Below are 5375 nucleotides of genomic sequence, written 5' to 3' on the forward strand. Positions count from 1 at the left end.
GGCCGGCGGCCGCCCCGGAGCACCGCAGGCGACGTAGCCGCCCCGGCCACCAACTCCCGCCGCCGCGGCGCCCAGCCAGTCCCAACCGTCCCGGCGGTGCCGAGCTCCCCGCGGCCGAGGTGGGGCCCGCGCCGGAAGCCCGTCACCAGCCCAGCCGGCGCCCGGGCACCAACGTCCGCCGCCGTGGCGGCGCCCAGCCAGTTCCAACCGTCCCGGCGGTGCCGAGCTGCCCCCGGCCGGGGGCCGGCGGCCGCCCCGGAGCACCGCAGGCGACGTAGCCGCCCCGGCCACCAACTCCCGCCGCCGCGGCGCCCAGCCGAAAACGACCCCCCGGCGGTGCCGGACCCACCCGCGTGGGAGCCGAGCCCCGCTAGCGGACCTCCCGCAAAATGCCCGTCAGGGCCCCCGCATCCGGCTCCGCCGCCAGCAGCCTCTCCCGGAACCCCGGATCCATCAGCTTCCGCGAGAGCATCGCCAGGATCCGCAGATGCTCATCCCCGGCGGCCGCAGACGGTACGGCGATCATGAAGATGAGCCGGGCCTTCGTCCCGTCCAGCGCGCCCCACTCGATGCCCTCCGAGCGCGCGAACCCGACCACCGGGGCCGACACCGCATCCGTCTTCGCGTGCGGGATCGCAATCTCCTCCCCGAGCCCCGTCGTCCCCATCTCCTCCCGAGCGAGCGCCGCCGCGACGAGACCGTCCACGTCGTTCACGTGCCCGCTCTCGGCCAGCAGCCCGGCCATCTCCCGGATCGCCGCCTCCTTCCCGTGAGCCGCGAGCCCCGGCCGCACCGTCCGCACGGTGAGGTAGCCGGAGAGCGCGGAGCCGACGGCCGAGCCGTCGGCGGCCGAGGCGCCGGGGCCCACGGCACCGTCAGCCGCCGGCGGCCCCGAACGCCCCGACCGCCCGGGCCGCGCGCCCACCGCCATCAAGGTGACCGTCGTCAACGCCGTCACCACCGTGCCGACGGCGATCGCGACGAAGAACATCGGCACCCCCTCCACCGCCCCGAGCACCGCCACGATCGGCCCCCCGTGCGGCACGTTGTCCGCCACCGCCGCGAGCCCCGCGATCGCACCCGCCACCGCACCACCGCACATGTTGGCCGGAATCACCCGCGCCGGCCGGGCCGCGGCGAAGGGAATCGCGCCTTCGGTGATGCCGAAGAACCCCATGAACAGTGCCGCCAGCCCGGTCTCCTGTTCCTGCTTGCTGAACAGTCCCCGCCGCAGCAGCGTCGCGATCCCCTGCCCCAGCGGCGGCACCGGAATGGCCGCCGCGCACATGCCCATGATTTCCGGGTTCTTCGAGACCAGCCCCGCACCGAACAGGAACGCCGTCTTGTTGACGGGCCCGCCCATGTCGAAGGCGATCATCAGACCGAGTACGACGCCGAGCAGCGCCGCACTCGTCCCGGTCAGCCCGCCCAGCCAGCTGGTGAGGTGTTCGAAGACCCACGCGATCGGCCGGCCGATGACGTAGACGAAGAACAGGCCGAGCGCCGTCGTGGCCACGATCGGGATCACGATGATCGGCATGATCGGCCGGACGAAGTCCGGCACCTTGACCTTCTTGATCCACAACACCAGATAGCCGGCCAGGAACCCGGTGGCGATGGCCCCGATGAACCCCGCCCCGGCCTTGCTGTCGTACAGCTCCCCGTGGCCGGCGATCCACCCCCCGATCATGCCCGGCACGAGAGCCGGCCGGTCGCCGACGGCATAGGCGATGTAGCCGGAGAGCACCGGGATCATCAACGCGAACCCGATGACGCCGATGTCGTTGACCGTCTGCCAGAACGAGCTGTCGAAGACGATCCCTTGAGGGGTGGTCCGCCCGCCCAGGGCGAGCGACACGGAAATCAGCAGACCGCCGACGACCACGAACGGGATCATGTACGAGACGCCGTTCATCAGCGCCTTGTAGACGGTGCCGCGCTCCTTGCCACCCCCGCCCGCCCCCACGAACAGCTCGTCCGCGGCGCCGGCCTCGCCACCCGACCCGGGCGCCGCCTCCGCCACCGCGCCGCCGCCCGGCCGGACCGGCGCGCTCAGCACCTCCCGGATCAGCCGCTCGGGACGGCGGATGCCCTCGGCGACCGCCACGGACAGCACCCGCTTCCCCGCGAAGCGGCTCAGATCGACGTCCTTGTCGGCGGCGACGATGATGCCGTCGGCCTCCCGGATCTCGCTCTCGGAGAGGACGTTCTCGGCCCCGATCGACCCCTGTGTCTCCACCTTCATCCCGTAGCCGAGCTCCTGCGCGGCCTGGGCCAGCTTCTCCGCCGCCATGTACGTGTGCGCGATCCCGGTCGGACAGGCGGTCACGGCGAGCAGTCTGCGCCCCTCGGGCGCCGTGTCACGCTCGGGCGGATCGGCCGGACTGGTCACGTGGATCTCCTCACAACGGATCGCCCGCGGGGCGTGCCGCGCCCTCGCGCTCCTCGCATCCTGCAACACCTGACCTGCACGGGAAACGAGGCCGTCCCGGTGTCAGCCGCCACGCGTTTGCCGGAATCTGACGTTCCGGCGGATCGGACGCCGGTGGGGGTGGGGTTCGGCAGGCCCCCCGGTGTAGATTCGTGAACGAGCCAGACGTCGCTGCTGATGGCGGTCGGGCGGCCCGCGCGACGGACCGGCCGAGGGAGAGAGGGCCTCCGACGGACTGCGCTGCGGTCGGGGCACCGGTGTGTCCCGTGTGTCCAGCTGCTCAGGCAGCCCGACCGCATGCACGGCCGTGTCCACCCTCGCTCGCCCTTCATAGAGGAGCAGCCCGTATGACCACCACTTCCCCCGGCCAGGACTTCAAGGTCGCGGACCTCTCGCTGGCGGCCTTCGGCCGCAAGGAGATCACCCTGGCCGAGCACGAGATGCCCGGTCTGATGGCGATCCGCAAGGAGTATGCGGAGGCGCAGCCGCTGGCGGGTGCCCGCATCACCGGTTCGCTGCACATGACGGTGCAGACGGCCGTCCTGATCGAGACCCTCGTGGCGCTGGGCGCACAGGTGCGCTGGGCGTCCTGCAACATCTTCTCCACCCAGGACCACGCCGCCGCCGCCATCGCGGTCGGCCCGAACGGCACCCCCGAGAACCCGCAGGGCGTGCCCGTCTTCGCCTGGAAGGGCGAGACCCTGGAGGAGTACTGGTGGTGCACGGAGCAGGCCCTGACCTGGCCGAACACCGCCACCGGCGGCCCGAACATGATCCTGGACGACGGTGGTGACGCCACCCTCCTCGTTCACAAGGGCGTCGAGTTCGAGAAGGCGGGCAGCGCTCCGGACCCGTCCACCGCGGACAGCGAGGAGTTCGCCCAGATCCTCACCCTGCTGAACCGCACCCTGGGGGAGAACCCCCAGAAGTGGACGCAGCTCGCGTCGGAGATCCGTGGCGTCACGGAGGAGACGACGACCGGCGTCCACCGTCTCTACGAGATGCAGCGCGACGGCTCGCTCCTCTTCCCCGCGATCAACGTGAACGACGCGGTGACCAAGTCGAAGTTCGACAACAAGTACGGCTGCCGCCACTCGCTGATCGACGGCATCAACCGCGCCACCGACGTCCTGATCGGCGGCAAGGTCGCCGTCGTCTGCGGCTACGGCGACGTGGGCAAGGGCTGCGCCGAGTCCCTGCGCGGCCAGGGCGCCCGGGTCATCGTCACCGAGATCGACCCGATCAACGCCCTGCAGGCGGCGATGGACGGCTACCAGGTCACCACCCTGGACGATGTCGTCGAGATCGCCGACATCTTCGTCACCACGACGGGCAACAAGGACATCATCATGGCCTCGGACATGGCCCGGATGAAGCACCAGGCCATCGTCGGCAATATCGGCCACTTCGACAACGAGATCGACATGGCGGGTCTGGCGAAGATCCCCGGCATCGTCAAGGACGAGGTCAAGCCGCAGGTCCACACCTGGACCTTCGAGGACGGCAAGGTCCTCATCGTCCTGTCCGAGGGCCGCCTGCTGAACCTGGGCAACGCGACCGGCCACCCGTCGTTCGTCATGTCCAACTCGTTCGCGGACCAGACGCTGGCGCAGATCGAGCTCTTCACGAAGCCGGAGTCGTACCCGACCGACGTCTACGTCCTGCCGAAGCTCCTGGACGAGAAGGTCGCCCGCCTCCACCTCGACGCCCTGGGCGTCAAGCTCACCACGCTCCGTCCGGAGCAGGCGTCCTACATTGGTGTCCCGGTGGAGGGTCCGTACAAGCCGGACCACTACCGCTACTGATACCGACACAGCACCACAAGCAATCGGTAGCAGGCCCCTGCCGGGAAGGCAGGGGCCTGTCCCCGTTCTGTCGAGGACCCCACCATGCCCCGCGGCCGCTACTCGCTCCATGACCCGCACGACCACACCCCCCTCGGTGAAGAGCACTTCCACTGCGCCACCGGCCCCTCCGGCTGGCGCTACGTCTCGCAGACCACCACCCCCGCCGGCGACCACTCCGGCTCCGTCGACCTCACCCTCGACGAGCTGGGCCGCCCGATCCGCGTGCAGCTCCACGCCGGCAGCTGGCAGGTGCGCGGCGCTGCCCTCGACGGCGTGACCTGGGTGCGGACGGACCCGACCGGGGAGTACGCCCAGGAAGGCAACGTCCCCGAGGCCCGCGCCTTCACCGGTGCCTCCCCCGCCTTCTACGTCGCCCTGTCCCGGGCCCTGCGGCTGACCCCCGGCGCCGGCGCGACGCGCATCCGGCTCGTCGGCTTCACCTCCCCCGTCCTCGCCCCCCGGACCCTCGACCAGTCGTGGGCCCTGCTCAGCAGGACAGCACACCCCACTGACAACGGCCCGCTCCAAGTGGACGCGTACCAGGTCAGCGACCTGGAGACGGGCGAGCAGCACACGGTGAACCTGGCTGGCGACGTCGTCCTGTCGGCCCCCGGCATCGAGCTGGAGGACTTGGACAGCCCGCCGTCGTCGTTCAGCTGAGCGCCACCTGATGTGCAAAGGGGCTGGTCAGCCTGGTAGTGTCCTCTTCGCCCCACGAGACCTGTTGACACGGGTCGAGGGGGGAGGTAGATTCGAACGGTTGCCGGGGGAACTGGACAGGTTCCAACGGAACGGTTAGTATCTATAGCGCTCTGGCGGTGAACGAGGTTCGCCCCGAGCACCTTCGATCCCCTATCGGAAGCGAAAAGCCGATTAGCTTCGGCCGGAAAGCCTCTGATAAAGTCGGGATCACCGCCGGAAAGCGAAAGCTGAAAGGCGAAACCCCGCTCCAACAGGGGGCCGGAAACGAATTCGGACCGGAAACGGCCCGGAAAACGGATCTGGTAAGGTTGGAAACAACGAAGGGAAGCGCCCGGAGGAAAGCCCGAGAGGGTGAGTACAAAGGAAGCGTCCGTTCCTTGAGAACTCAACAGCGT

3 protein-coding genes are annotated in these 5375 nt (G+C 70.1%); 2 read left to right on the plus strand and 1 reads right to left on the minus strand.

Annotated elements, in window-relative coordinates; all coding sequences use genetic code 11:
- Positions 1-370 precede the first annotated feature (370 nt).
- Positions 371-2392, minus strand: a complete 2022-nt coding sequence (locus tag ACSNOG_RS31740) for a fructose-specific PTS transporter subunit EIIC (RefSeq protein ID WP_436756161.1) — start codon at positions 2390-2392, stop codon at positions 371-373.
- Positions 2393-2778: 386 nt separating this feature from the next.
- Between ACSNOG_RS31740 and ahcY the strand changes: the two genes are divergently transcribed.
- Together ahcY and ACSNOG_RS31750 are read left to right on the plus strand one after the other, a co-directional pair.
- A complete protein-coding gene (gene ahcY, locus ACSNOG_RS31745; RefSeq protein WP_436756162.1) occupies positions 2779-4236 on the plus strand; it encodes an adenosylhomocysteinase in 1458 nt (485 codons plus the stop codon).
- Between the two features lie 84 nt (positions 4237-4320).
- Positions 4321-4938, plus strand: coding sequence for a hypothetical protein (locus ACSNOG_RS31750; protein ID WP_436756163.1), 618 nt, complete (start codon positions 4321-4323; stop codon positions 4936-4938).
- The last annotated feature ends 437 nt before the right edge of the window (positions 4939-5375 follow it).

The organism is Streptomyces sp. URMC 124 (genome assembly GCF_051386455.1).
Taxonomy (GTDB): Bacteria; Actinomycetota; Actinomycetes; order Streptomycetales; family Streptomycetaceae; genus Streptomyces.

Bases quoted from the DNA above. Each gene is read 5' to 3' on its own strand.
- ahcY (WP_436756162.1), top strand. From the start codon at position 2,779: ATGACCACCACTTCCCCCGGCCAGGACTTCAAGGTCGCGGACCTCTCG.
- ACSNOG_RS31750 (WP_436756163.1), top strand. From the start codon at position 4,321: ATGCCCCGCGGCCGCTACTCGCTCCATGACCCGCACGACCACACCCCC.